Here is a 26,036-nt window from a genome sequence, read left to right on the forward strand (position 1 = left end):
ATCCACGCAGCCATCCGCCATGGGAGGGCTGTGTGCGTACCGGCCAGCGGGCGATCAGTGCTGGTGGCCGTGTTCGCCGTGTACGTGCTGGTGGGCAATCTCTTCGGCGGTGGCCGCGCGCACGTCTACCACCTTGATGGCAAAGCGCAGGGTTTTGCCGCACAGCGGGTGGTTACCATCCAGCAGCACGGTAGGGCCTTTGATCTTGGTCACAAAATAGTAGCGCGGCTCGCCGTCCGGGCCGGTGCGCTGAATCTGGCCGCCTACCTTCACGCCGGGCGGGAAATCCACCTTGGCCATGGTAGTGACCAGCGCTTCATCACGCTCGCCAAACGCGTCGGCAGGGCTCAGCTCCAGCGTGGTCTGGTAGCCGGCTTCCTGGCCTTCCAGCGCTTCTTCCAGCTTGGCAAACAGGTTGTCGTAATCGCCGTGCAGGTAAGAAACCGGCTTCTTGCCGTCGTCGTAGATATTGCCCTGGCTGTCGGTAACTTTCATGCGCAGGGTAACGGCGGTGTCTTTTGTAATGTTCATGGCAGGTAGGGGGCAGAAAAAAATGAGGGTGGAAGGGTGGCAGCTAGGCGGGGGCGTGTCAACTGCTGGCGGGGTGGCGGGCGGCATCAGCCCACGGCTACGGTGTGTAATCCGTAGCCCGGATAAGCCAACGGCGCATCCGGGGCATGGCGTAGCGCCAGTAAACAGGTAGTAGGCGAGGGTGAATGCAAAAAGGTTGGCCGCATGCCGGGTAAAGCGTGATGCGGCCAACCTTTTTATGGCTCGGCCAGGGCGTTATTCCCCGGATGCGGCTACGCCTTATCCGGGCTACGGTTTTGTTCCCGCCAGCGACGGCTATGGATACTGGAAAACGGCCAGTCTTGTGCGGTAGCGGTCAGCCCGTGTTTCACCGGATTGCCGTGGATGTACGCTACGTGGTGGGCAAAATCGGCTTCGTCGCGCAATGTGTGCTCCCAATAGCGGCGCTGCCAGATGCCCGCCGCCCCATCCGGCCCGGCCTTGCCGCGTATGCCCAGCCGGTGCAGCCGTTTGACGAAGTGCGCCTTGATGGCCTGCCAACGTGCCGGGTAATCATCATCCCCTGATGGCAGCGTCCAGATGCAGTGCAAGTGATCCGGTAGCACCACAATGGCGTCGATGACAAACGGCCGCCGTCGCATCGTCACCCGAAACGCCTCCCGCAGCCACGCCACATGCTCCACCAGATAACACTGCCGCCTGTCTTGCAGGGTTACGGTAAAAAAGTAGCTGCCACCCGCCACGCGGTTTCGCCGATATTGCACCATCGCACACCTCCTGCCAGCAGCATCCCGCAACATGGCATGGCATTAAAAACGGCAATCAGGCCAAACGTGGGGTGGGTAATGGTTGCGGTGCGTAACAGGTAGCCCGGATAAGCCAACGGCGCATCCGGGGAATGGCGTAGCGCCAGTAAACAGGCAGCGGGCGAGGGTGGATGCGAAAAGGTTGGCCGCATACTGGGTAAGGGGTGATGCGGCCAACCTTTTGTGGTGAAGCGGTGGCGTCGTTCCCCGGATGCGGCTGCGCCTTATCCGGGCTACGAGCTACGAGCTGCCAGCAGCATCCCGCAACAGGGCATAGCATTAAAAACGTCAATCAGGCCAAACGTGGGATGGGTAATGGTTGCAGTGCATAACAGGTAGCCCGGATAAGCCAACGGCGCATCCGGGGAAGGGCGTAGCGCCAGTAAACAGGCAGCTGGAGAGAGTGGATGCAAAAAGGTTGGCCGCATGCCGGGTAAGGAGTGATGCGGCCAACCTTTTGTGGTGAAGCGGTGGCGTAGTTCCCCGGATGCGGCTGCGCCTTATCCGGGCTACGAGCTGGAGCCTGTCGGGTAGGGGGTGTGCGGCCAACCTTTGTGGTGTGTCACAGGTAGCCCAGATAAGCCAACGGCGCATCCGGGGAAGGGTGTACCAGCGGCAAGCAAGTAGTGGGCGAGGGTAGAGGCAAAAGGTTGGCTGCATACCGGGTAAGGGTGATGCAGCCAACCTTTGAAGGCTTCGCGGTGAACGTTGGGCTTCGCTACGCGCAACCCAATCTACGTGCTAATTACTAGTCGTTACTCAGCAAGTAATCTAACTCATCTTTGTATGGAAGTATTGGCTCGTACAGTTGATGATACCCTTTTCCGACAGCTCCCATAAATTGAATTAAGCCAGGAGGATTTTCCCCAATAGATATGATGTGATCTGTGGCAATTCCTGGATAGGGGTCAATATAAACTATTTCTTTTATCCCGAGTTGATAGGCTTTTTTAGCGCAAAGCTCGCAGGGACTTGCAGTTGTGTACAGCTTGCCGCCAATTACCCCCATGCCGCCATGCTTTGTCAACTGAAGGAATGCATTTTCTTCTGCATGAAGGGCACGGGTATGTACCTGATTTCCCTTGGAGTCAATGTTATTTTTTATATCCTTAAAGCAGTATGCATGATTTCTTCCGCTGCTTTTGTCTGCTGTTGTGATGGCAATATATTGATCTTTGGCTCTTGTCCGAAATTCTTCGGAGTTTCGTTCGTATCGGCTATAGGCGATTTCATCAAAGTCGTTTAGAAGACCCTTGAGGGATCTTAACGAGCAGGGCACTTGACCTTTTGCAACATCATTCCATCCGATTGCTTTGATCGAGTTATTCTCATCAGTGACCACTGCGCCAACTTGACGGGAAATGCAGCCAGAATTGGATTTGGCTGTATAAGCGACCTGCATCACCCTTTCTATTGTTCGTGGCGACACCAACCCTGGATGGAGCATTAACGCAAAATACCATGCAAGCTGAGCTTTTAGTACGTTGTTGTTCTCCAGTTCGTTTCTTGGATTAAACAAGTGAATATCAGCCATTTCAATACATTTTTTTACGTTCTGACTTACAAAATCGGCATTGCTTATTTTTGTTTTTCCAGACTCTCTCTTCTCGATTTCGTCAAATTTTTCTACCGAAAACTTGTGAACATTTTGCAGGTATGTTTTTCGGTCATCGTTTGGGGCGTTGACTGATATCAAATAGAATGCAGCATATCTATCCTTAAAAAACCTGGCCTCGTAGGGGTTTCTGATGGCATCGATTACTATAAAAACATCACCTTTTATTTTCCGTAGTAATTTTATTATTCTATTTATTGTTTCGGGTAAGTGATAAATGTTGTCTGGGATGAATTCCCTCTCTTTGTAATTTACATCAATATACCCGCGCCTGCGGATTGAGTTTCCAGCTGCTTGGTAGGTGTAAATATAAAGATCAGAATCAATGGTGTTTAGTTCATTTTTGAATTTTTGAGTAAACGATCTGGCCATTCCAAGAAATTGAAGAAATTTTTTCTTCTCGCTCTCGGTTAGTGCTATTGGTGCGTCGTGATTCAATATCTTTCCGAGGACGGATTGAAAGTTTGGAGCCTTCTTCATTTTGGAAAATGAGCCGCCCAATAGTGACTGCAGAATCATGTTTTCATTTATGCCACCAGGATGTGACTGGGCAATAAATTTTGCCACCTCCGGCGGGTCGCGGGAGAGAAAGTATGCCGATATAAGATCGCTAACTTTTATTGAATAAAATTTTTTGAAATTTTGCTGTGCATATTTTTTTAGTATGGAATAACGCCTCGCGTCATTTCCCTTGTAAAAAGGCTCACCCTCAGTTCGAACGGACGAAACGTCAGGAAAACTAGCGTCGGACTCAAGAATATTTGCGGCGGTTGTGCAGCCCGATCCAGTTCGCCCCGTCAATCCAACTAAAATAAATTCTTGTCTTGCAAGGAAAAGCTTGGAAATTGTTTCGTTGTTTTTTCTCATAGCCAATATGACGCCAGTAAGGTTTCGAAAAAACAAAAGGGTGCGTAGCACCCTTTTGTTTTAATCCCAGCTCAACGCGCCGCCAGTCTGGTACTCGGTCACGCGGGTCTCGAAGAAGTTTTTCTCTTTCTTCAGGTCGATCATCTCGCTCATCCACGGGAACGGGTTGTTTACGCCGGGGAACAGCTGGTCCAGGCCGATTTGCTGCATGCGGCGGTTGGCGATGAAGCGCAGGTATTCCTTGAACATGCTGGCGTTCAGGCCCAGTACGCCGCGTGGCATGGTGTCTTCGGCGTAGGCGTATTCCAGCTCTACGGCGTGTTTGAACAGCTCGGTGATGTCGGCCTTGAAGCTGTCGGTCCAGATTTCCGGCTGTTCCAGCTTGATGGTGTTGATCAGGTCGATGCCGAAGTTGCAGTGCATGGACTCGTCGCGCAGGATGTACTGGTACTGCTCGGCGGCGCCGGTCATCTTGTTCTGGCGGCCCAGCGCCAGGATCTGCACGAAGCCTACGTAGAAGAACAGGCCTTCCATGATGCAGGCAAACACGATCAGCGATTTCAGCAGGGTCTGGTCGGTTTCCAGGGTGCCGGTCTTGAATTCGGGGTTGCACAGCACGTTGATGAACGGCAGCAGGAATTCGTCTTTGTCGCGGATGGATTTGATTTCGTTGTAGGCGTTGAACACTTCGCCTTCGTCCAGGCCCAGGCTTTCTACGATGTACTGGTAGGCGTGGGTATGGATGGCTTCGTCAAAGGCCTGGCGCAGCAGGAACTGGCGGCATTCCGGGCTGGTGATCTGGCGGTAGGTGCCCAGGACGATGTTGTTGGCGGCCAGGCTGTCGGCGGTAACAAAGAAGCCCAGGTTGCGTTTGACGATGCGCATTTCGTCTTCGGACAGCTGGCCGGTTTTCCACTGTTCGATGTCGCGCTGCATGTTTACTTCTTGCGGCATCCAGTGGTTGGCGCACTGGGCCAGGTATTTTTCCCATGCCCATTTGTGTTTGAACGGTACCAGCTGGTTCACGTCGGTTTTGCCGTTGATTACGCGTTTGTCCAGGGCGTTTACACGGCCGGCGGCGGTGGCGGCTGGGGTGGCGGTAGCGGGGGTGTCGTCGAAGGACAGGCTCATTATTCTTGCTCCGGATTCTGTATGGGTTTGTTCGTGTTTCTGGCGCGCCGTCCGGTGGGAGGGCGCCGCGTCATCCCGAAACCGGCTGGGGGCAACCGGCTTGAGGATGGGTTGGCCGCATGCGGCCAACCTGTTTGCTGTACGGCTTGTTGTTACTGTGTGCCTGGCAGCAGCTGTAGCTGCACGCTGTCGCTATCGTTTATATGCCACACGCGCTGCATGTGGGCGTAGTCGCGCGGGTGCGAGTCCAGGTAGCTCAGGTCCGGGCGGTAGTCCAGATTAAAGCGGATATCGCCCAGGTACACGCTGTGCCCGGCGGTAACGGTAAAGCTTTGGCCCAGGGCAAAGCTGGCGCTGCGCTGGGTGTTGATGGCCAAGTTGTCGCCGGCGGCGTCGTCTGCCCAGCGCGCGGTGGCTTTGTCCAGCATGTAGCGGCCTGGTGGCAGGGCCAGCAGCTGCAGGCGGCCAATAACGGGGTCGCTACCGGCGGGGCCAAAGATGCTGTCCAGGCCAAAGTTGGCACGCAGTACGCCTTTTAGCCCGTTGTCCAGCCCGTGCCAGTACACCATGGCAGTGGCGTTTTCCGGGGCGTAGGTACGCACGGTCATGGCCAGGATGGCGTGGCCGCTGTCTGGCGCTGGCTGCAGGCTGCCTTGCAGCTGGTCGGCCAGCGTAGCGCAGCCTGTGAGCAGGGCGGCGGCGCAGGCGATAAGCAGGCGTTTCATGGCGTCTCCGGTGTGGCTGGCGGCAGGGCCGCGTGGCATCCCGAAACCGGCTGGGGGCAACCGGCTTGAGGATGGGTTGGCCGCATGCGGCCAACCTGTGGGCTTGTTTTTTATCTGATTCCCCGGATGCGGCTGGCGCCTTATCCGGGCTACAGTCTTGGCACTCTTTCCAAAGTATGGTGGGCAACTTGGGGAAGAGTGGCGGGGGCATACCCCGCCATGCCTCGTAACTTACCGTTTTATCTGGTTGTCTTTTGCTGCCAATTTGAGCTTCACCCCATCCTGAGTCGAGGTAGAAAGCTCAGCACTAAAATCATCAAATCGGCTTTTGTCAAAATGGTTAGTGATCAACAAAACACTGCCAGTGACAAATCCAAAAATCAGAAGCGTAGCAAGAGTAGTAACCCAGATAAATCTCACGAGGCGATCTGCTTTTGACGGCATGTTCGCCTCCGCGGGTTATTACTGGCAGCTTTCGCAGTCCGGGTTGTCGATGCTGCAGAACTTGGCATCGGTGGCCGGGGTGGTGTCTACCACGGCTGCCGGGGCGGGTGCTGCGGCTGCGCCGCCTGCTACCGGTACGGCGTTCAGTTCGCCGCCACGGCCGGTGGATTTCTCGGCGGAGCTGGCGCCCAGGGTGCGCAGGTAGTAGGTGGTTTTCAGGCCTTTTACCCAGGCCAGCTTGTACAGCTCGTCCAGTTTCTTGCCCGATGCGCCGGCCATGTACAGGTTCAGCGATTGTGCCTGGTCGATCCATTTCTGGCGGCGGCTGGCGGCTTCTACCAGCCAGCTTGGGTCTACTTCGAACGCGGTGGCGTAGATGGCTTTCAGCTCGGCCGGTACGCGGTCGATGCGGCCCAGGCTGCCGTCGAAGTATTTCAGGTCGGCAACCATCACTTCGTCCCACAGGCCCAGTTTTTTCAGGTCGCGCACCAGGTATTCGTTGGTGACGGTGAATTCGCCGGACAGGTTGGATTTCACGAACAGGTTCTGGTAGGTCGGCTCGATGGAGGCAGACACACCAATGATGTTGGCGATGGTGGCGGTAGGGGCAATGGCCAGCACGTTGGAGTTACGCATGCCGTGTTCGGCGATGCGCTTGCGCAGGCTGCTCCAGTCCATGCGTTCGCTGCGGTCCATTTCCAGGTAGCCGCCGCGCTCGGCTGCCAGCAGGTTGATGCTGTCGTGCGGCAGGATGCCACGGTCCCACAGGCTGCCTTTGTACGATGGGTAGCGGCCGCGCTCTTCAGCCAGCTCGGTGCTGGCCAGGTAGGCGTAGTAGGCCACGGCTTCCATGGAGATGTCGGCAAACTCGACGGCGGTGTCGCTGGCGTACGGTACGCGCATCTGGTGCAGGCAGTCCTGGAAGCCCATGATGCCCATGCCTACCGGGCGGTGCTTCAGGTTGGAGTTGCGTGCTTTTTTCACCGGGTAGAAGTTGATGTCGATCACGTTGTCCAGCATGCGCAGGGCGACGCGTACGGTGCGTTGCAGCTTCTCGGTGTCCAGCTCGGGGCCGTTGGCGCCTTGTTTCAGGTGGCGTGCCAGGTTCACAGAGCCCAGGTTGCACACGGCGATTTCGTCGTCGTTGGTGTTCAGGGTGATTTCGGTGCACAGGTTGCTGCTGTGTACCACGCCCATGTGTTGCTGCGGGCTACGGATGTTGCACGGGTCTTTGAAGGTAACCCATGGGTGGCCGGTTTCGAACAGCATGGTCAGCATTTTGCGCCACAGGCTCAGGGCCGGGATCTGCTTGAATACGCGCAGCTCGCCGTTGCGGCCTTTTTGCTCGTAGGCGGTGTAGGCTTTTTCGAAGGCCTGGCCGTAGATGTCGTGCAGGTCTGGCGTTTCGCTAGGCGAGAACAGGCTCCACTCGCCACCTTCCATCACGCGCTTCATGAACAGGTCCGGGATCCAGTTGGCGGTGTTCATGTCGTGGGTGCGGCGGCGGTCGTCGCCGGTGTTCTTGCGCAGCTCCAGGAATTCTTCGATGTCGGCGTGCCAGGTTTCCAGGTAGGCACACACGGCGCCTTTGCGCTTGCCACCCTGGTTCACGGCCACGGCGGTGTCGTTGACTACTTTCAGGAACGGCACCACGCCTTGCGATTTGCCGTTGGTGCCTTTGATGTGGCTGCCCATGGCGCGTACTGGGGTCCAGTCGTTACCCAGGCCACCGGCAAACTTGGACAGCAGGGCGTTTTCCTTGATGCCTTCGTAGATGCCGTCCAGGTCGTCGGCGATGGTGGTGAGGTAGCAGCTGGACAGCTGGCTACGACGGGTGCCGGCGTTGAACAGGGTAGGGGTGGACGACATGAAGTCGAAGCTGGACAGCACGTTGTAGAAGGCGATGGCGCTTTCTTCGCGGTTCACTTCGTTCAGTGCCAGGCCCATGGCTACACGCATGTAGAAAGCCTGCGGCATTTCGATGCGGGTGTCTTCGATGTGCAGGAAGTAGCGGTCGTACAGGGTTTGCAGGCCCAGGTAGCCAAACTGCAGGTCGCGTTCCGGTTTCAGCGCGGCGCCCAGTTTTTTCAGGTCGTACTCGCCCAGCTTTTCGTCCAGCAGCTCGGCGGCAATGCCTTTTTTCACGTAGCTAGGGAAGTACAGCGGGTAGTGCTGGCCCATTTCTTCCTGGCTGATGGCTTCGCCCAGGATTTCCAGGCGGATATTGCCCAGCAGCAGGCGTGCGGTCACGTAGTCGTAGGCCGGGTCTTGTTCGATCAGGGCGCGGGCAGCCAGGATGGACGATTTGTTGACTTCTTCTTCCGGTACGCCGTCGTAGATGTTCTTCAGCGTTTCGGACAGGATGGCGTCCACGTCGGTGGCGGCCAAGCCCTGGCAGGCGGATTCGATGGTGGCGCGCAGGCGGGCGATATCCAGCGGCAGCTTGCGGCCATCTTTGCGGATCACGTTGATCTGGATCTGGTGCAGGGCTTCGCCACGGGCGGCGCGTTCTTGCGAGCGCTGGTCACGGTACAACACGTAGGCGCGGGCCACGTCGTGCTCGCCGGCGCGCATCAGCGACAGCTCTACCTGGTCCTGGATGTCTTCGATGTGGATGGCGCCGCCTTCCGGTTTGCGACGCATCAGGGCGCTGACCACCGACTCGGTAAGGTGTGCCACTTTGTCGCGGATGCTGGCGGAGTTCACGCTTTGCGAGCCCATTACCGCCAGGAAGGTTTTGGTCATGGCGATAGAGATTTTTACCGGCTCGAATGCCACCACGGCGCCATTGCGGCGAATGGTCTTGTACTGGCTGTAGTCGGCTTGTGGCGCGGCTGCGCGGCCCAGTTCGGCGGCGGTGTTGGCGTCGGTAGTGGTCAGTGGCATTGTCATTGCCCTCGTGATGGGTAGGTTATTCGATGCTTCCGGCGGCGGCGGGCATGTGTTTTTGGCATGCGGCACGCGGGCGGAAGGGGTCGCGCAGCGGTGGTGGCAGGCGGGCTGTGGACAACTCTGTTGAAAAGCTGTGCGCCAGCTGTGCACAAACACAATATATGCTGTTTTGACCGGAAAGTGACGCAAATTCTAGTGGTGAAGTGTGTGCGGGACAAGTCTTGACAGCTACGGCAAAAAGCTGAAAGCCGCGCCAGTATTGGCTTTGCGCGGCAAACTTATTTTTGCGGCCTGCCGGGGCCGTGCGGCGGGGCTAGCTACAACAAGGGTTTGCGGCTGCGGCAGTTTTGCCACAGCGGCGGTTTTATGACGGCTGTTGCGCTGCTGCGACGCCCAAAAAGCAAAAAGGGCGGTTTTCACCGCCCTGCAACACTATATCTTGTGTTTAGCTAAGCCAGATCAGGCTGGCCATGCGGCCGGTTACCTGGTCGCGCCGGTAGGAAAAGAAGCGCTCGCGCTCGATCACCGTGCAGGCGTCGCCGCCGTAAATGGCGGTCACGCCGGCTGCGGCCAACCTTTGCCGCGCCAGCAGGTAGATATCGGCCAGATATTTGCCATCGGCAATGGGCTCGAATGCGGCAGCGGCATGGCTGTCGTGCGCCATGAAGGCGGCGCGTACCTCGGCGCCGACCTCGAAGGCCTCGGGGCCAATGGCCGGCCCCAGGTAGGCGATGAGGTTGGCCGCAGGCTCGCCCATGGCGGCGATGGTAGCCTCGATCACGCCACCGCACAGGCCGCGCCAGCCGGCGTGGGCGGCGCCCACCACGGTACCGGCACGGTCGGCCAGCAGCACGGGCAGGCAGTCTGCGGTCATCACGGCGCACACGGCGCCGGGGGTGCGGCTAAAGCTGGCGTCGGCTACCGGTACGCTACCCGGCGCTACCGTGGCGGCGTCCACTACGGCAATGCCGTGTACCTGCTGCAGCCAGGCGGGCTCGGCAGGCAGTGCGGCGCGCAGCAGGGCGCGGTTGGCCGCGACGTTGGCCGCGTCGTCGCCCACGTGGTCGCCCAGGTTCAGGCTGGCGTAGGGCGCGGGGCTGACGCCACCGTGCCGGGTGGTGACCAGGCTGCCCACGTTGGCCGCAGCGGGCCAGTCTGGCGTGAACCAGCCGGTGTCTGCTGCGGGCGTGTGCACGGGCTTAGCGAACATAGTGCACTTCGACGTCGTAGTTGTCGTCGTCCCAGTCATCCTCGTCTTCTTCGTCCAGCGCTTCGGCCTTGGCCGCGGCTTTGGCGTTGGCGGCGGCAAATTTCTCGTCGCGTTCGGCGCGCAGCAGGGCCAGCAGCTGTTTCATGTCGTCCGGCAGCGGGGCTTTCCAGCCCATTTCCTTGCCGGTGGCCGGGTGTACCAGCGCCAGCGAGTAGGCGTGCAGCGCCTGGCGCGCCAGGGCCTTGACGGCGGCGTCGGCCGCTTCGCTACCGTGGTGGCGCGGGTTGCCGTAGGTGGCGTCGCCGGCCAGCGGGTGCTTGGCTTCGCGCATGTGTACGCGAATCTGGTGGGTACGGCCGGTTTCCAGCTTGCACTCTACGTAGCTGAAGTCTTCGTAGCGTTCCAGCACGCGCAGGTGGGTAATGGCGGGTTTGCCGCCAAAGCGCAGCACGGCCATTTTCAGGCGGTTGTGCGGGTCGCGGCCGATCAGGGTTTCGATCTTGCCATCGTAGGGCACCACGCCGGTGGCCACGCAGCGGTAGATGCGCTTGACGGTACGTGCCTGCAGCTGCTGTACCAGGTCGGTTTGTGCCAGCAGGGTCTTGGCCACCACCATCAGGCCGGAGGTGTCTTTGTCCAGGCGGTGCACGATACCGGCGCGCGGAATGTGGGTGAGCTCGGGGTTGCGGTGCAGCAGGCCGTTCAGCAGGGTGCCGGTCCAGTTGCCGGAGGCAGGGTGTACCACCATGCCGGCGGGCTTGTTCACCACCATGATGTGTTCGTCTTCGTACACCACGGGGAAATCTACTGGCTCGGCAGTGTAGGCCAGCGCCTCGGGCTGCGGGATCACCTCTACGGTGATGACTTCGCCGCCCAAAAGCTTGGTCTTGCCGGGCATGTGCTTGCCGTCCAGCAGCACTTTGCCGTCTTTGATCCATTGGGTCATGCGGCTGCGCGAGTAGTCGGGCAGCAGTTTGGTGAGCGCCGCATCCAGGCGATCGCCGGAAAATTCGTAAGGTACGGAAAGTTGCTGCGCCTCGCCGCCGGCGCCGCTTTCCCCTTCGCTGTCCGCAATATCGTCGTCCAGCAGTTCGTCGGCGAGAATGTCTTGTTCGTTCATGGCTTTGTGGCGTGAGGTAAATCGGGCGATTTTAAAGCAGTCTGGCCTGCTTGTCCTGTTGGCGTGGCGGCTAGATGACAGGTAACTGGTATGAAACTGGCGCTTCATGGTGGGGTAATCATTAGCCAATACCATTAAACGGCTGTTTCAAACCAATCAACTACCTATTAAAAAGTGCCATGAGCAAAAATAACTTCACCCCGCTGGCCAACGGCGCCGACCCGGACGATATCGGTAACAACACCTCGAACAACCCCACCATGCAGGACATCCTGGCCGCGCGCATGGGCCGCCGCAGCTTTATGCTGGGCTCGGCCGGTGCTGCCGTGTTTGGCAGCATGGGGCTCACCGGCTGTCTGGGCCTGGGTGGCTCTGGCAGCAGCGCACCGGCCGCCGCCAGCGAAACCTTGCTGGGCTTCAAGCCGGTAGCCAAGAGCCTGGCCGATGCCTTTATCGTGCCAGAGGGCTATACCGCCAGCGTGATCTACGCCAAAGGTGACCCGCTGTTTGCCGGCGTAGCCGCATTCAAGAACGATGGCACCGACACCGGCTACGACCAGCGGGCCGGCGACCACCACGACGGCATGCAGTATTTTGGCCTGAACGCCGCCGGCAAAGCTGACCAGGCAGGCGCCAGCCGCGGCCTGCTGGCCATGAACCACGAGTACATCGATCAGACCACCTTGTTTGCCGCCGGCCCCACCGCGCTGCCACGCCCGGCCGCCGAGGCAGATATCGAGATCGCCTGCCATGGCGTATCGGTAGTGGAGGTTGCCAAAGGCAGTAACGGCCGCTTTGCCACCGTGCAAGCCAGCCCGTTTAACCGCCGCGTTACCGCCGACACCACCATCGAGCTGGCCGGCCCGGCACGCGGCAGCAGCCTGATGGTGACCAAGTTTTCGACCGATGGCACCCGCACCCGCGGCACGCTGAATAACTGCGGCACCGGCAAAACCCCGTGGGGCACGCTGCTGACCGGCGAAGAAAACTGGTCCGGCTACTTCAAGCGCGGTAGCGATGCCGCCGCCCGCAGCGCCAAAGAAATCGCCGCGCTGACACGCTATGGCCGCGCGGCGGGTACCAATAGCCGCTACGGCTGGGAAACCGCCGGTAGCGACGACCGCTATGTGCGCTGGGATATCACCGCCAATGCGGCCAGCACCGCCGCCGCCGACTACCGCAACGAGATCAACGGCCAGGGGTATATGACTGAAATCAACCCCTACGACCGCAATAGCGTGGTGAAAAAGCGCACATCCACCGGCCGCTTTGCCCACGAAGGTGCCGCTTTCTCGCTGCTGAAAACCGGCAAGCCGCTGGCGATCTACATGGGTGACGACTCGCAGTTCGAATATATCTATAAGTATGTATCGGACGCCGTGTGGGACCCGGCCGATGCCAAACCGGCTGACCCGATGGCCACCGGCGACAAATACCTGGATAACGGCAAGCTGTACGTGGCCAAGTTCAACGCCGACGGCAGCGGCACCTGGCTGGAGCTGTCCATGGCCAACCCGCGGATCGCCGGCTACGCGGCCTACACCTTTGCCGACCAGGCCGATATTCTGGTGAACGCCCGCGTAGCGGCCGATGCCGCCGGCGCCACCAAGATGGACCGCCCGGAGTGGAGCTCCACCCACCCGACTACCGGCGACATCTACTTTACGCTGACCAATAACAGCGGCCGCGTGACCAGCGGTAGCGACGCCAGCAAAGTGGTGGATGCGGCCAACCCGCGCAGCTACACCGATATCAAAAATGGCACCACCACCCAGCGCGGCAACGTGAACGGCCATATCCTGCGCCTGGCCGAGCAGGGCGATGCCAATGCCACTACCTTCAAGTGGGACGTCTATCTGTTTGGCTCCGAAGCCGGTGCTATTGCCAGCATCAACCTGTCCGGCCTGATCGACGCAAACGACTTCTCCAGCCCGGATGGCCTGCAGTTTGCCGAAAGCACCGGCATTTGCTGGATCCAGACCGACGATGGCAACTACACCGACATGACCAACGACCAGATGCTGGCCGCACTGCCAGGCCGCGTAGGGGACGGCGGCAAGGTGTCGGTAGCCAACGGTAGCGTGCTGGTGGATACCTATGTCGGCAAGAAGCCCACCACCGATACGCTGAAGCGCTTCCTGGTCGGCCCGAAAGGCTGCGAGGTAACCGGCGTGGCAGAAACACCGGATGGCAAGGTGATGTTCGTCAACATCCAGCACCCGGGCGAAGGCACGGCGGTCAGCGACCTGGGCGACCCGAGCAAGTATGTCAGCCAGTGGCCGTCCAATAGCGGCTACGGCGCCGGCAAGCGCCCCCGCTCGGCTACGGTGATGATCACCAAGAACGACGGTGGCCGTATCGGTACCTAAGCCCGGCCTGGGCTAGCCACACCGCCTGTCGGCCCGCCCGGCAGGCGGTTTTTTCATGGCAACGGCGCAGATGGCAGCAAGAAACCGCCGCCGGGCGTGCGCAAACAGCAGTTTTGGTTATAATCGTGCGCAGTCAAACAAGGACACCTCATGAAAAAAAGCTTTGTAGCCTTGCTGGCCGTCGTACTGATGGCAGGTTGTGCCTCGGTGGAGCCGCAGGACGAAACCCGTGGCTGGACGGTAGACCAGATCTACAGCGAAGCCCGCGACGAGCTGAATGGCGGCAACTACACCCGCGCCCTCAAGCTTTATGAAACCTTGCAGGCGCGCTTTCCCTATGGCCGCCACGCGCAGCAAGCGCTGATGGACCAAGCCTATACGCATTACAAGGATAGCGAGCCGGAGCTGGCCATTGCTGCGGCCAACCGCTTTCTGCGCCTGTACCCGGCGCACGCCAGTGCCGACTACATGTACTACCTGAAAGGCCTGGTGCACTTTAACGACGACACCAGTTTCCTGGCGCGCGCTACCGGCCAGGACATTAGCGAACGCGACCCGAAAGCCGCCCGTGAGTCGTTTAACGATTTTCGCGAGCTGATTACCCGCTACCCGGCCAGCCGCTACGCCGAAGACGCTACGCAAAAAATGCAGCATCTGGCCGCCGCGCTGGGTGGGCACGAAATGCACGTGGCCCGTTACTACATGAAACGCGAAGCCTGGCTGGCTGCGGCCAACCGCGCCCAGACCGTGATGCAGGCATACGCCAATACCGGCCACAACGAAGAAGCGCTGGCCATCATGGTGCAGGCTTACGGCAAGCTGGGCATGGGCACGCTGCAGGCGGATACCCGCCGCATTCTGGCGCTGAATTTCCCGCAAAGCGCCTACCTGACACAGCCGTGGGAATACCGCGGCCAACCCTGGTGGAAGTTCTGGGGCTAAGCCGGAAAGAAAAAAGACCGTTGTACAAACGGTCTTTCAGGCTGCCAAAGCAGCACAGATCAAGCTTGTAATGGATGTGGCAAGGCTGGGTGGCACCACGCAAGCCATTGCATCTGCAGCCTGGCGCTTTACCGCACAAGCAAAAAAAGACCGTCGCACAGACGGTCTTTTTTTGGGGCAGGGCGGGCAGACGGTGTGTGCTTACACTGCGTCTTCGCCGGTTTCGCCGGTGCGGATACGCACCACTTGCTCTACCGGGTAGACAAAGATCTTGCCATCGCCGATCTTGCCAGTGCGCGCGGTCTGGATGATGGCTTCGATAGCGCGGTCTACCAGATCGTCGGCGATAACCACTTCGATTTTCACCTTGGGCAGGAAGTCCACCACGTACTCGGCACCACGGTACAGCTCGGTGTGGCCCTTCTGGCGGCCGAAGCCTTTTACCTCGGTAACGGTCAGGCCGTTGATGCCAATGTCAGATAAAGCCTCGCGCACTTCATCCAGCTTGAACGGTTTGATGACTGCTTCGACTTTTTTCATGGATCGCAACTCCTTGTATAGATAGGGCAAAGCGGGCTGTTGGCAGCATGATTGTCTGGCAATATTCCACCTGCGGCCTTATAAAAGCGGGGGATTACGTGTATTATTACGCGCTTTCCTGATCCTTGTCTCCATTGTTGCGGGTATACAATGTCGCACATTCTTAAGCTGCGGGGCGGCGTCGCCCTGTCCCAGTTCCGACTTGATAAACTCTTGGCCAATGCGCGCGAAGCGGGTCTACCAGACCTGACTGTCGCCGCCGAATACTGGCACTTCGCCGAAAGCGAGTCGCCGCTATCCGAGGCACAAGTTGCCGTGCTGGAAAAACTGCTGACCTATGGCGAACCGCCGCTGGCACAGGAACCAACAGGTGAGTTTTTCCTGGTTACGCCCCGTTTGGGCACCTTGTCACCGTGGGCGTCCAAAGCGACTGACATCGCGCGCCACTGTGGCCTGGAAAATGTCCTGCGCATCGAGCGCGGCATTGCGTATCACATCCAGACCACCACACCGTTTACCGAAGAGGCTCGCCAGCGTTTGGCGGGCCTCTTGCACGATCGCATGACGGAAACCGTGCTGGCCAGCCTGGCCGACGCGGACCGCCTGTTCGTGCATGTCGACCCTCAGCCGCTGTCCACCGTGGACATCCTGGGCGGTGGCAAGGCTGCGCTGGATGCGGCCAACGCCGACATGGGCCTGGCCCTGTCGCCGGACGAGGTGGACTACCTGGTAGAAAACTTCATCAAGCTGCAGCGCAATCCTAGCGATGTGGAGCTGATGATGTTTGCCCAGGCCAACTCCGAGCACTGCCGCCACAAGATTTTCAACGCGCAGTTCGTGATTGACGGCGTAGAGCAGGGTAAGTCGCTGTTCCGCATGATTCGCGACACGCACGACGCCCATCCGCAGGGCACCCGCGTGGCCTACAAGGACAACGCGTCGGTGATCGATGGTGCCACCATCGAGCGCTTCTACCCGCAGCCAGGCAGCCACACCTATGCCTACAGCGAAGAGCCGACCCACATCCTGATGAAGGTGGAAACCCACAACCACCCCACCGCGATTTCCCCGTTCCCCGGCGCGTCTACCGGTAACGGCGGCGAAATCCGCGACGAAGGCGCTACCGGCCGTGGCTCGCGCCCGAAAGCCGGTCTGTCCGGCTTTACCGTATCCAACCTGAACATCCCTGGCTTCCAGCAGCCGTGGGAAGCGCAGCAGTACGGCAAGCCAGGCCGCATCGCCTCCGCGCTGGACATCATGATCGAGGGCCCGATCGGCGGCGCCGCGTTCAACAACGAATTCGGCCGCCCGAACCTGGCAGGCTACTTCCGCACCTTCGAAGACACCTTCCAGGGCGAGCGCCGTGGCTACCACAAGCCCATCATGATCGCCGGCGGCCTGGGCAACATCCAGGAACAGCAAATCTTCAAGAACGAGATTCCTGAAGGCGCCTTGCTGATCCAGCTGGGCGGCCCAAGCTTGCTGATCGGCCTGGGCGGCGGCGCGGCATCCTCCATGGATACCGGCGCCAACAGCGAAAACCTGGACTTTGATTCGGTACAGCGCGGCAACCCGGAAATCGAGCGCCGCTGTCAGGAAGTCATCGACCGCTGCTGGCAGCGCGGTGCGGCCAACCCTATCGTGTCCATTCACGACGTGGGCGCCGGCGGCTTGTCCAACGCCTTCCCCGAGCTGGTCAACGACGCCGGCCGTGGTGCCATCTTCCACCTGCGCAAAGTGCATCTGGAAGAAAAAGGCATGACCCCGATGCAGATCTGGTCCAACGAATCGCAAGAGCGTTACGTGATGGCCGTGATGCCGGAAGACCTGGCCACCTTTACCGAGATCTGCGAGCGCGAGCGTTGCCCGTTTGCGGTAATGGGTGTCGCCACCGACGACGGCCACCTGCAAGTGCGCGACGACTACTTCGACAACAGCCCGGTAGACATGCCGCTGGAAGTGCTGCTGGGCAAACCGCCACGCATGACCCGCGACGTGAAAACCGTGCCGGTTAGCACCGCTGCGCTGAACGCCGCCCAGTACGACCTGAAAGAGTCGGCCTACCGCGTGCTGCGCAACCCGACCGTGGCCGACAAGAGCTTCCTGATTACCATTGGCGACCGTACCGTAGGCGGCATGACCGCGCGCGACCAGATGGTTGGCCCGTGGCAGGTGCCGGTAGCCGACGTGGCAGTCACTGCCATGGGCTTCAACACCACCCTGGGCGAAGCCATGTCCATGGGCGAGCGCACCCCGGCGGCACTGTTCGACGCCCCGGCCGCCGGCCGTGTGTCGGTAGGCGAATCGCTGCTGAACCTGGCTGCGGCCAACGTAGGCGAGCTGGGCAATGTGAAGCTGTCTGCCAACTGGATGGCCGCTGCCGGCCACCCGGGCGAAGACGCCAAACTGTACGCCACCGTCAAAGCCATCTCCGACCTGTGCGTAGCCATCGACGTGAGCATCCCGGTGGGTAAAGACTCGCTGTCGATGAAAACCGTCTGGGAAGAGGGCGGCGACAAAAAAGCCGTGACCGCACCGCTGTCGCTGATCATCTCGGCGTTTGCCCCGGTAGCCGACGTACGCAAGACCGTAACCCCGCAGCTGCGCGCTGCCGATAGCGCCTTGCTGCTGCTGGATCTGGGCGAAGGCAAAAACCGCCTGGGCGGCTCCATCTTCGGCCAGGTGTGGAACGACATGAACGGCCAGGCGCCGGACGTAGACGGCGCCGACAAGCTGGCTTCCGCCTTTACCGTGCTGCAATCGCTGGTAGAAGACGGCAAGCTGCTGGCCTACCACGACCGCTCCGACGGCGGCCTGTTCGCCACGCTGGCCGAGATGTGCTTTGCCGGCCATCTGGGCGCGCAAGTCGAGCTGTCCATGCTGACCGGTGGCGATGCGGCCAACGTGAACGCCGTCCTGTTCAACGAAGAGCTGGGTGCGGTGCTGCAAGTAGCCGCCGATGAAATCGACAACGTGCTGAAGCGCTTCGAGATCATGGGCCTGGCGGCCAACGTATCGGTGATCGGCATGCCGGCTACCGATGGCGTGCTGCGCCTGGTGCATGGCGAAGACGAGCTGTTTGCCCAGAGCCGCGTGGCCCTGCAGCAGGCCTGGTCGGAAACCAGCTACCGCCTGCAGCGCCTGCGTGACAACCCGGCAGGTGCCGACAGCGAGTACGCGCAGATTGCCGATGACGCCTCGCGTGGCCTGTTTGCCGAGCTGACCTTCAATACCGAAGACAACCCGGCAGCTCCGTTTATCGCCACCGGCGCGCGTCCGCGCATCGCCATCCTGCGCGAGCAGGGCGTGAACGGCCAGATCGAAATGGGTGCAGCCTTTACCCGTGCTGGCTTCGAGGCGGTGGACGTACACATGTCCGACGTGATTGCCGGCCGTGTACAGCTGGCCGACTTCAAAGGCCTGGCAGCGTGCGGTGGCTTTAGCTACGGCGACGTGCTGGGTGCAGGCGAAGGCTGGGCGAAGAGCATTCTGTTCAATGGCCAGGCGCGCGAGCAGTTTGAAGCCTTCTTTGGCCGCAGCGACACCTTCGCCCTGGGCGTGTGTAACGGCTGCCAGATGATGTCCAACCTGTCGGACATCATCCCTGGCGCGCAGCACTGGCCCAAGCTGAAGCGCAACGCGTCCGAGCAGTTTGAAGCCCGCTTCGCGATGGTGGAAGTGACCGAATCGCCATCCATCTTCCTGCAAGACATGATCGGCTCCAAGCTGCCGGTAGTGGTATCGCACGGCGAAGGCCGCGCGGTGTTTGCCCCGGGCGCACAAGCGCAGGTGCTGACCGCACTGCGTTATGTGGACTACCACGGCCAGGCCACCGAAACCTACCCGATGAACCCGAACGGTTCGCCGGCAGGTATCACCGGTGTCACCACGCCGGATGGCCGCTTCACCATCATGATGCCGCACCCGGAGCGCGTGTTCCGTACCCTGCAGAACAGCTGGCACCCGGAAAGCTGGGGCGAAAACGGCGGCTGGTTCCGCATGTTTGCCAGCGCACGCCGCTGGATCGGCTAAGGTTGGCCGCAAGCTGACAGCAAAACGCCCCGACGAGTCGGGGCGTTTTTTTATGAGCCATCGGCAGCAGGCAGGGCGCTCATGTTTGCCATGGCTGCGCTTGAAACGGGCGGCGTTGCCACCATCTAGGGCAATACCAATGCAAAAAGCGCCAGACCATTACGGTGCAGGCGCTTATGCATGCTGTACTGCTGTGTGGTGCGAAAGGAGAGACTCGAACTCTCACGCCGCGAGGCGCTGGAACCTAAATCCAGTGCGTCTACCAATTCCGCCACTCTCGCCACGACATCAGTACTGCTTTGAGGAGACGGATAATAGACCAATCAGCTTTTTTTGGCAAGCATCCTGATCAAAATAGGCATCGGCAGAAACTTGTGTAACAATATGTTGTCCATGACATTGCCGTCCCGAATAACACGCGCGAGGAGAATCGTCGCCATGCAACCGAACCTTCACACTGCTTACAAAACCACCGCCTACAGCGGCGCAAGCCATAAGGTTCTACGTAATACCTATGGCCTGCTGGCCCTGTCCATGGTGCCTACCGTGATTGGCGCTGCCGTCGGTGCCAATATGAACTTTGCCTTCATGGCAGCCAGCCCCATCATGAGCGTACTGGCCATGATGGCTGTGATCTACGGCCTGATGTTTGCCGTACAGGCCAACCGCAACAATGCGCTGGGTGTACCGCTGATGCTGGTCTTCACCTTTGCCATGGGTCTGATGCTGGGGCCTTTGCTGCAAGTCGCACTGAAGCTGTCCAACGGCGCGCAGCTGATCATGGTTGCCGGCGGCGGTACCGCAGCCGTGTTTGCGGTAATGGCGGGCATTGCCACCACCACCAAGCGTGACCTGTCCGGCATGGGTAAATTCCTGACGGTCGGCGCCGTGGTACTGATGGTAGCCATCGTTGCCAACATCTTCCTGCAGCTGCCTGCCATGGCCCTGGCCATCTCCGCAGCCTTTGTGATCTTCAGCTCGCTGATGATCCTGTGGGAAGTCAAGAACGTGGTAGATGGCGGCGAAACCAGCTACATCTCCGCTGCGCTGGGTATCTACATCAGCATCTACAACCTGTTCACCAGCCTGCTGCATCTGCTGATGGCATTTGCCGGTGACCGCGACTAAGCCCTGATAGATAGCGCAAACTGATCAACGCCGGCCTTGTGCCGGCGTTTTTGTATCTGGCGGGCTGGCGCTGGCGCCTGAAAATGTACATAATCAAAAAAGCAAAAATCACAGGCCATGACACATGCTAGACATCCTCATTACAGCCATTCTGGCGGCAGGCAGCAGCGGTGCACTGGCATGGCTCTTGTTGCGCGGCAAAAGCGATGCGGCCTACCAACAGGGCAGGGCAGAGGTGCAGCTGGAACTGGCGCAGCTGCAGGGCCAGTGGCACAGCATGAACCAGCAATGGCAAGCGCTGCAGCAGCGCGAACAGCAGGCACAAGACGCCCTGCAAACCCTGCACGCCCAATACACCGAAAGCCAGCAAAAGCTCGCCAGCCTCGCCAGCCATCTGCAACGTATCCCCGAGCTGGAAACCCGGCTGCAAGCACGCGAAGCGCAGCTGCAAAGCCAGCAGCAGTTGGCCGCAGAGCAGGGCGCGCGCCTGGCTGCCAGCGAAGAGCAGGGCAGGCAAATGGAACGCCTGCTGCAAGAGCGCGGCCAACTACACGCCCAGCTGGCCGCCATGCAGCAAGAGGGCGCCCAGCTGCAAGTAGACAAGCAGCAACTGCAAACCCTACTGGAGCAAGAGCGCCTGCAGGCCGCAGAAAAACTGGCCATGCTAGCCAACGCGCGTGAAAGCCTGAGCCAGCAATTCAAGGTACTGGCCAACGACATCCTGGAAGAAAAAAGCCAGCGCTTTACCGAGCAAAACCGGCAAAACCTCGACCAGCTGCTGGCACCCATGGGCGAGCGGCTGCAAGCCTTTGGCAAACTGGTGCAAGATACCTACGACAAAGACAGCAAAGAGCGCCTGACGCTGGAGCACGAGCTACGCAAGCTGCAGCAGCTCAATACCCAGCTCAACCAGGACGCCATCGCCCTGACCAATGCCTTAACCGGCAGCAACAACAAAGCCCAGGGCAACTGGGGTGAAATGGTGCTGGAAAAAGTGCTGGAAAGCTCCGGCCTCACGCGCAACCGCGAGTACCGCGTACAGGTGTCCGACCGTGTCGAGCAGGAAGACGGCAGCCAGCGGCGCTACCAGCCAGACGTCGTCATCGACTTGCCGGAAGGCAAACAGCTGGTCATCGACTCTAAAGTGTCGCTCAACGCCTACGTGCGTTACACCGCCAGCGAGGACCGCGCCACACAAGAGGCCGAGCTCAAAGCCCACATCGCCGCACTGTGCCAGCATATCCGCACGCTGTCGGACAAGCGCTACCAGGACCTGTACAAGCTCAATACGCTGGACTTTGTGTTCATGTTCATCCCGGTTGAGCCTGCCTACCTGTTGGCCGTACAGCAGGACATGAGCCTGTTCAACGAAGCCTTCGAGCGCCGCATCATGATCGTCGGCCCCAGCACACTGCTGGCTACGCTACGTACCGTGGCCAGCATCTGGCGCTACGAATACCAGAACCAGAACGCACAAGAAATCGCCCGCCAAGGCGGCGCTATGTACGACAAGCTGGCCAGCCTGGCCGAGTCACTGGAAAAGGTTGGCCGCCAGATCAGCCAGCTACAAGACAGCCACCAGCAAGCCATGCGCCAGCTCAGCAGCGGCAGCGGCAACCTGATAGGCCGCGCCGAAAAGCTGCGCAAGCTGGGTGCCAAAAGCAGCAAAAGCCTGCCAGGCCACCTGCTGGCCGACACCCCGGCAGAAAATGAAGCAGAAACCGCAGAATAATTCTTGCACTGCCATTACCTGTCATCTATAAAAAATTCAGGTAACAGAAAGGAGGGAGCAAATCTTGGAATCGCTGGTTTTACTCGTTGTTGCAGTTGGATTTGTTGCGTTCTTTAGCCGTAAAGCGTTAGTCCAGAAGCGAGCACGCATTGCCGTGCGCACGCAGCACCCGGCCTCCCGCCGGCAACGCTCCAACCTGTTTTGATACCTGTTTGTGGTGTTTGGAATGAAGTAGTTTGAAGTAGTGTTTAGTCAGACGAACCTTTAGTTTTACTCACCCCAACACAAAGCCGGCCCTAGGCCGGCTTTGTCATGTACGCCGCAGCTAGCACGCATGCCCTCACAGCGGCCTTTGACGGCCAGGTTATGTCTCATGTGCAATGGCTCAGCAGCTCCTTCGAGCATTACCATCCCAAATTGAATTTGTACAATTTCAAAATGCACTGCAATGCTGCGGTGTAACTTGACTTTTAAACGTAGTTTTGCACAGATTTCAGACGGGCAAGCACGTCATTCAGGGCTACATTGGCCACAAAATCAGTCAAATAATGATGCCGCTACACATCATGTGGCCAACCTAAGCGGGACAATAGTTTCAGCCTGATCGCTGCCAAAATCCATGCGTGCCAGCATCGATTTTGAAGCAAAATCGGCACATTGGCCGTGGCCGGTCTGGTGATTCTGACGACGTTAATGAGCCCAGTTGAAGGCTCGAAAGCCCCCCAAGGGGTTTAGTATTTACGTCGTATAATGTTTATTATGTCAAATTTAGACGCCAGAAACGCCGCTTTTACCTACTCTCTCGCCTGTTGCAGTTTCGATACACTACCCGCTTTACCTATGCGTAGAGACTTCCCAATACACACCAGATACAAACACACAGAGCCTGACGAACTTGTCAGGCTCTTTTACTTTTCCATGCACGAAAACGAGCTAGCCGCAGAGCTGGGCGTAACGATTGCACAGATACAACGCTGGAAAAACGGCAAGGAAGCCGTACCGGGCATTTATGTTAAATATCTGCAACGGTGGAAACGCCGGAACACAATAGAGGCAGACAGCCCATGGAACGGCACAGAAGCAATCGGCGAACGCCTTGTGATCGACCCCGGCGTAAGCCTGTCCATCGACTTTGCCGAGCTGGAACGCCTGCCACGCTACCGCCAGCTATACCACCTCTACAGCAAGCAGACAGACCTGATTGAACAGCTACTGATAGAACGCGACTACTTCAAAGCCCAATGCCACAAACAAGCCCGCTTTGGCATGGTGCTGAATTCCCTATTCCCTGACTAATGCCTAAAGGCACGCTCGCCGCTTGGCAGTTCCGGGGGTGTGCTTTGCAAACCCCCGAAACAGCCGTGAGCTTATTTGCAGGTTGGCCGCATCAAGGCTAAACCCTACGGGCAGCTTTGCTGGCCTTGACCCGGCAGGAGCACCCTACCCCGCCGTTTACGGTCAGCCCCCAATCGTGACCAGCCGGCAGCTGTTAGCGATGGATGTGTCACAGTGATTGACCAGGTGTGACAGGTTCCAGCTCAGTCACACCTGGTCAATCACATCTAATCGCTCACGCCTTCGCTGCACTCTCTTACGACAAGAAGGCTCAGCAAACGAAGCCCTGCCATAAACAGGCCTGCCGCAACCACAAGAACACAAGCGAACAGAATCAGCAGGGACCGAATGAAGAATGGCAGAGGCAAGAAGGCGTGCCATAGGAACCGGGACGCCATTACCAACTGCACGATACCTGGCAGACAACGTAAAAGCAGGCAAATCAAGCGCGCCGGGTAAGCCTTGAAGCTGGCAAAAACGCCGATAGTCACGGCGATTCTGGTCTGAACCTTCGGACGCTGTGCAACAGGGCTCAACGTCAACGATACGAGGCTGGCGACTTACAGAGATGACGTGTCCATCTCTGTGACCAAACTGGAAATGGCGAAGCCTGTTTTGTGGCAAGCCACACTCAGAAGCATTGATGTCAATACGTTGATGGCTATAGCCATCAATGACCAAATCTGGCACCTGGGCAACGTTTTCGAGTAGCCACCAAGTGGGACGAGCTTCCAGCACAACACGCTGAAACTCATCAAGCATCTCAAGGCCATTTCCAGTAGGTGCTGTACGCCTTGCTTTTGAAAAATCAGGGCACGGGCTACCACCGATTACGCCATCAAAGCGACCAGGCGGGACGTGAAAATCGCGTATATCGCTGCCGTAAATAAGGTCTGGACCACGAACAACAGAAAAACCCTCAGCCTCAAAACCACGACCAAGCAAGTCAATCCCCGGAAACAATGAAAGTAGAAGCTGTGACGGTAACGTCATGATTCACTCCTGGTAAGTCACAGAACAAGTGTGACCGACCTGGTGTGACTTGTCCAGAATGAGTCACGGCCGACTAGTCACAACCAGAAACAAACACGAGGAGCGGCTGTGACAATATGGCGATGATTTAGCCCTGGTGAATCACGGCAAGTGTGACAGCCCGGGCGTGATGGACTCCAGCTCAGTCACACCCGAAAGACGCCCTACTTTATGCCACGCCGCCTGTAGTTCTCTATAGTTCCTACCGCACGCATAATCGCTTGATGCTCAGTGGCTCGCTCATCAAGCAATCGCTCATGTGCAAGCATTTTCCTGGCTAACTGCTCATTGCCACCGCAAGCAGCCACGAGGCGGTCAAACGCCTTCCTGTCCCGCGCACCAAGGCGAGAAAACCAGCGGCTTCGCCTGTCGTGACCTAGAGACATGGCAAAAACAAGGATGACCAGAAAGGCCAGTGTGATGAAAAGATAGATGCTCATGCGAGCATGCTATTAGCCTATCCATCCGATTTCAAGAACCTAGATGACGAAGATCCACCAGGCATACGCATGCCGCCCGTAGCATCGCCCATAGTGACCACCGACGCGCCACCAGGAGAGGCAGCACCGCCCTGCCCTTGCTGGCTTGAATCAGCCGCCTGCCTTTCCTGGGAAGGCTGTGCAAACTCATCAAACCGGCCTTTGCTTGCCACGCCCTGGCAAACATCCTCAGGGACTTCTAAGACAGTGGCCTGTTGTGTGTAACACGTGCACCTGGTACGCGATGCAACACAGCCCTGGAGGCGCGGAAACGTGACGGGCCTAGCTATTTCCTGATACCTAGGAGCCGTTTCCGGCCTATCCGGTACGGCTGGCGTATACGCGGCCACCACGTCAGACGCCGACTTAAGCGCCACCGTTTTAGCCTCAGGAGCCATAGCCGAACCCTTAGGCGCAACCTGACCGGCGACCTCACCAGTTGGCGCAGTTCCGCCCAATCGTGACAATGCTTTGTAGCCGATAAAAGCCAGGACAGGCAGCACCAGGAAAATCAGCAGCATATTACGGACGCCCTTCGGCAGCTGAAAGCGGTGTGTATGCACCTCAGCCGACTTATAAAGCGGGTATACATCCTTTGGGTAGGCAAACACCCTCTTGTCAGCCGACCTGGACGCCGCGCCCGTGCTGTTCGGGCTGATCTCGCAGCAATCCCACTTGAGCAAGTCAGCCGCAGGAGCGCCCATAATTCGGCGCAAATGATGATGCTTATTGACGAGCTCACGAATGAACGAATCAAGCAGCTTTGGCCCCTGGGTTATCAGCCAGACATCGAAACCCTTGTGACGATGGACGGCAAAGTCACCAATATATTTAGGCACCTCAGAACCAGACCTACGCACCCCAAAATGCTTTTGACACTCATCAATCACAATGATTGAGCCCTTTGGCAAGTCATGCCATTGCTTAGGGTCTTCCAGCTCTATCCAGTCTAATTTGGCCTTGCCAAGCTCAGTTAATGGAATGCCGTGATAATAGACCTGGCGCTTTCCAATACCTTCAATTTCTACCTGGGCTTCTTTTCTAACAGTGTCGATAACATAAAGGGTCTTGCCACTACCAGGCACAGCAGTAATCAGATTAAGCAT

General features: G+C 58.7%; 20 protein-coding genes and 1 tRNA gene. 7 read left to right on the forward strand and 14 right to left on the reverse strand.

Annotation, left to right across the window (positions count from 1 at the left end; genetic code table 11):
- Window positions 1–54: 54 nt before the first annotated feature.
- From FLQ44_RS20335 to rluD, 9 genes are all read right to left on the reverse strand, one after another.
- Window positions 55–531, reverse strand: a complete 477-nt coding sequence (locus FLQ44_RS20335; protein ID WP_017509809.1) for an FKBP-type peptidyl-prolyl cis-trans isomerase — start codon at window positions 529–531, stop codon at window positions 55–57.
- Between the two features lie 272 nt (window positions 532–803).
- Window positions 804–1,298, reverse strand: coding sequence for an REP-associated tyrosine transposase (locus FLQ44_RS20340; RefSeq protein WP_170253047.1), 495 nt, complete (start codon window positions 1,296–1,298; stop codon window positions 804–806).
- Window positions 1,299–2,085: 787 nt separating this feature from the next.
- Window positions 2,086–3,819 (reverse strand): anti-phage dCTP deaminase, encoded by a 1,734-nt coding sequence (locus FLQ44_RS20345; RefSeq protein WP_147695810.1) that lies wholly within the window; start codon window positions 3,817–3,819, stop codon window positions 2,086–2,088.
- A gap of 60 nt (window positions 3,820–3,879) precedes the next feature.
- Window positions 3,880–5,079, reverse strand: a complete 1,200-nt coding sequence (locus FLQ44_RS20350) for a ribonucleotide-diphosphate reductase subunit beta (RefSeq protein ID WP_276607897.1) — start codon at window positions 5,077–5,079, stop codon at window positions 3,880–3,882.
- Between the two features lie 23 nt (window positions 5,080–5,102).
- On the reverse strand, window positions 5,103–5,675 hold the full coding sequence (locus FLQ44_RS20355; RefSeq protein ID WP_147695812.1) for a hypothetical protein: 573 nt from the start codon (window positions 5,673–5,675) through the stop codon (window positions 5,103–5,105).
- A gap of 231 nt (window positions 5,676–5,906) precedes the next feature.
- Complete coding sequence (locus tag FLQ44_RS20360; protein ID WP_147695813.1) at window positions 5,907–6,119, reverse strand: hypothetical protein; 213 nt, start codon at window positions 6,117–6,119, stop codon at window positions 5,907–5,909.
- A gap of 18 nt (window positions 6,120–6,137) precedes the next feature.
- On the reverse strand, window positions 6,138–9,005 hold the full coding sequence (locus FLQ44_RS20365; RefSeq protein WP_147695814.1) for a ribonucleoside-diphosphate reductase subunit alpha: 2,868 nt from the start codon (window positions 9,003–9,005) through the stop codon (window positions 6,138–6,140).
- A 451-nt stretch (window positions 9,006–9,456) separates the two neighbouring features.
- On the reverse strand, window positions 9,457–10,221 hold the full coding sequence (pgeF, locus tag FLQ44_RS20370) for a peptidoglycan editing factor PgeF (protein WP_147695815.1): 765 nt from the start codon (window positions 10,219–10,221) through the stop codon (window positions 9,457–9,459).
- Window positions 10,211–11,341, reverse strand: a complete 1,131-nt coding sequence (gene rluD / locus FLQ44_RS20375) for a 23S rRNA pseudouridine(1911/1915/1917) synthase RluD (RefSeq protein ID WP_147695816.1) — start codon at window positions 11,339–11,341, stop codon at window positions 10,211–10,213. Before rluD ends, pgeF begins: the two co-directional genes overlap by 11 nt.
- Window positions 11,342–11,520: 179 nt before the next feature.
- Here rluD and FLQ44_RS20380 point away from each other — a divergent pair, with 179 nt between their 5' ends.
- Both FLQ44_RS20380 and FLQ44_RS20385 read left to right on the forward strand, forming a co-directional pair.
- The gene (locus FLQ44_RS20380; protein ID WP_147695817.1) at window positions 11,521–13,710 is read left to right on the forward strand and encodes a PhoX family protein; all 2,190 of its coding nucleotides are present in this window, start codon (window positions 11,521–11,523) and stop codon (window positions 13,708–13,710) included.
- A gap of 150 nt (window positions 13,711–13,860) precedes the next feature.
- On the forward strand, window positions 13,861–14,652 hold the full coding sequence (locus FLQ44_RS20385) for an outer membrane protein assembly factor BamD (RefSeq protein ID WP_147695818.1): 792 nt from the start codon (window positions 13,861–13,863) through the stop codon (window positions 14,650–14,652).
- A 201-nt stretch (window positions 14,653–14,853) separates the two neighbouring features.
- On the opposite strand, the gene FLQ44_RS20390 is transcribed toward FLQ44_RS20385, so the two are convergent.
- On the reverse strand, window positions 14,854–15,192 hold the full coding sequence (locus FLQ44_RS20390; RefSeq protein ID WP_017509599.1) for a P-II family nitrogen regulator: 339 nt from the start codon (window positions 15,190–15,192) through the stop codon (window positions 14,854–14,856).
- 150 nt (window positions 15,193–15,342) lie between these two features.
- On the opposite strand from FLQ44_RS20390, the gene purL reads away from it, so the two are divergent.
- Entirely contained in the window at window positions 15,343–19,224 is a 3,882-nt protein-coding gene (gene purL, locus FLQ44_RS20395) for a phosphoribosylformylglycinamidine synthase (protein WP_147695819.1), read from the forward strand.
- A gap of 196 nt (window positions 19,225–19,420) precedes the next feature.
- Here purL and FLQ44_RS20400 read toward each other — a convergent pair.
- A tRNA-Leu gene (locus tag FLQ44_RS20400) sits at window positions 19,421–19,505 on the reverse strand.
- Window positions 19,506–19,662: 157 nt separating this feature from the next.
- Between FLQ44_RS20400 and FLQ44_RS20405 the strand changes: the two genes are divergently transcribed.
- The 4 genes from FLQ44_RS20405 (at window position 19,663) to FLQ44_RS20415 (ending at window position 23,380) form a co-directional block, all read left to right on the forward strand.
- Window positions 19,663–20,352 (forward strand): Bax inhibitor-1/YccA family protein, encoded by a 690-nt coding sequence (locus FLQ44_RS20405; RefSeq protein ID WP_147695820.1) that lies wholly within the window; start codon window positions 19,663–19,665, stop codon window positions 20,350–20,352.
- A 124-nt stretch (window positions 20,353–20,476) separates the two neighbouring features.
- The gene (locus FLQ44_RS20410) at window positions 20,477–22,084 is read left to right on the forward strand and encodes a DNA recombination protein RmuC (RefSeq protein WP_147695821.1); all 1,608 of its coding nucleotides are present in this window, start codon (window positions 20,477–20,479) and stop codon (window positions 22,082–22,084) included.
- Between the two features lie 64 nt (window positions 22,085–22,148).
- Window positions 22,149–22,289, forward strand: a complete 141-nt coding sequence (locus FLQ44_RS24190; RefSeq protein WP_206209029.1) for a hypothetical protein — start codon at window positions 22,149–22,151, stop codon at window positions 22,287–22,289.
- Between the two features lie 893 nt (window positions 22,290–23,182).
- On the forward strand, window positions 23,183–23,380 hold the full coding sequence (locus FLQ44_RS20415) for a hypothetical protein (RefSeq protein ID WP_147695822.1): 198 nt from the start codon (window positions 23,183–23,185) through the stop codon (window positions 23,378–23,380).
- Between the two features lie 246 nt (window positions 23,381–23,626).
- Here the strand turns inward: FLQ44_RS20415 and FLQ44_RS20420 are convergent, their stop codons facing one another.
- The 3 genes from FLQ44_RS20420 to FLQ44_RS20430 all read right to left on the reverse strand — a co-directional run bounded on the left by FLQ44_RS20420 (window position 23,627) and on the right by FLQ44_RS20430 (window position 26,036).
- Entirely contained in the window at window positions 23,627–24,412 is a 786-nt protein-coding gene (locus tag FLQ44_RS20420; protein ID WP_147695823.1) for a DNA cytosine methyltransferase, read from the reverse strand.
- Window positions 24,413–24,615: 203 nt separating this feature from the next.
- Window positions 24,616–24,891: a hypothetical protein gene (locus tag FLQ44_RS20425; RefSeq protein WP_147695824.1), complete on the reverse strand. Its 276-nt coding sequence runs from the start codon at window positions 24,889–24,891 to the stop codon at window positions 24,616–24,618.
- Between the two features lie 17 nt (window positions 24,892–24,908).
- Complete coding sequence (locus FLQ44_RS20430; protein WP_147695825.1) at window positions 24,909–26,036, reverse strand: zonular occludens toxin domain-containing protein; 1,128 nt, start codon at window positions 26,034–26,036, stop codon at window positions 24,909–24,911.

The organism is Vogesella mureinivorans, from assembly GCF_007644035.1.
In the GTDB taxonomy this organism is placed as follows: Bacteria; Pseudomonadota; Gammaproteobacteria; order Burkholderiales; family Chromobacteriaceae; genus Vogesella; species Vogesella mureinivorans.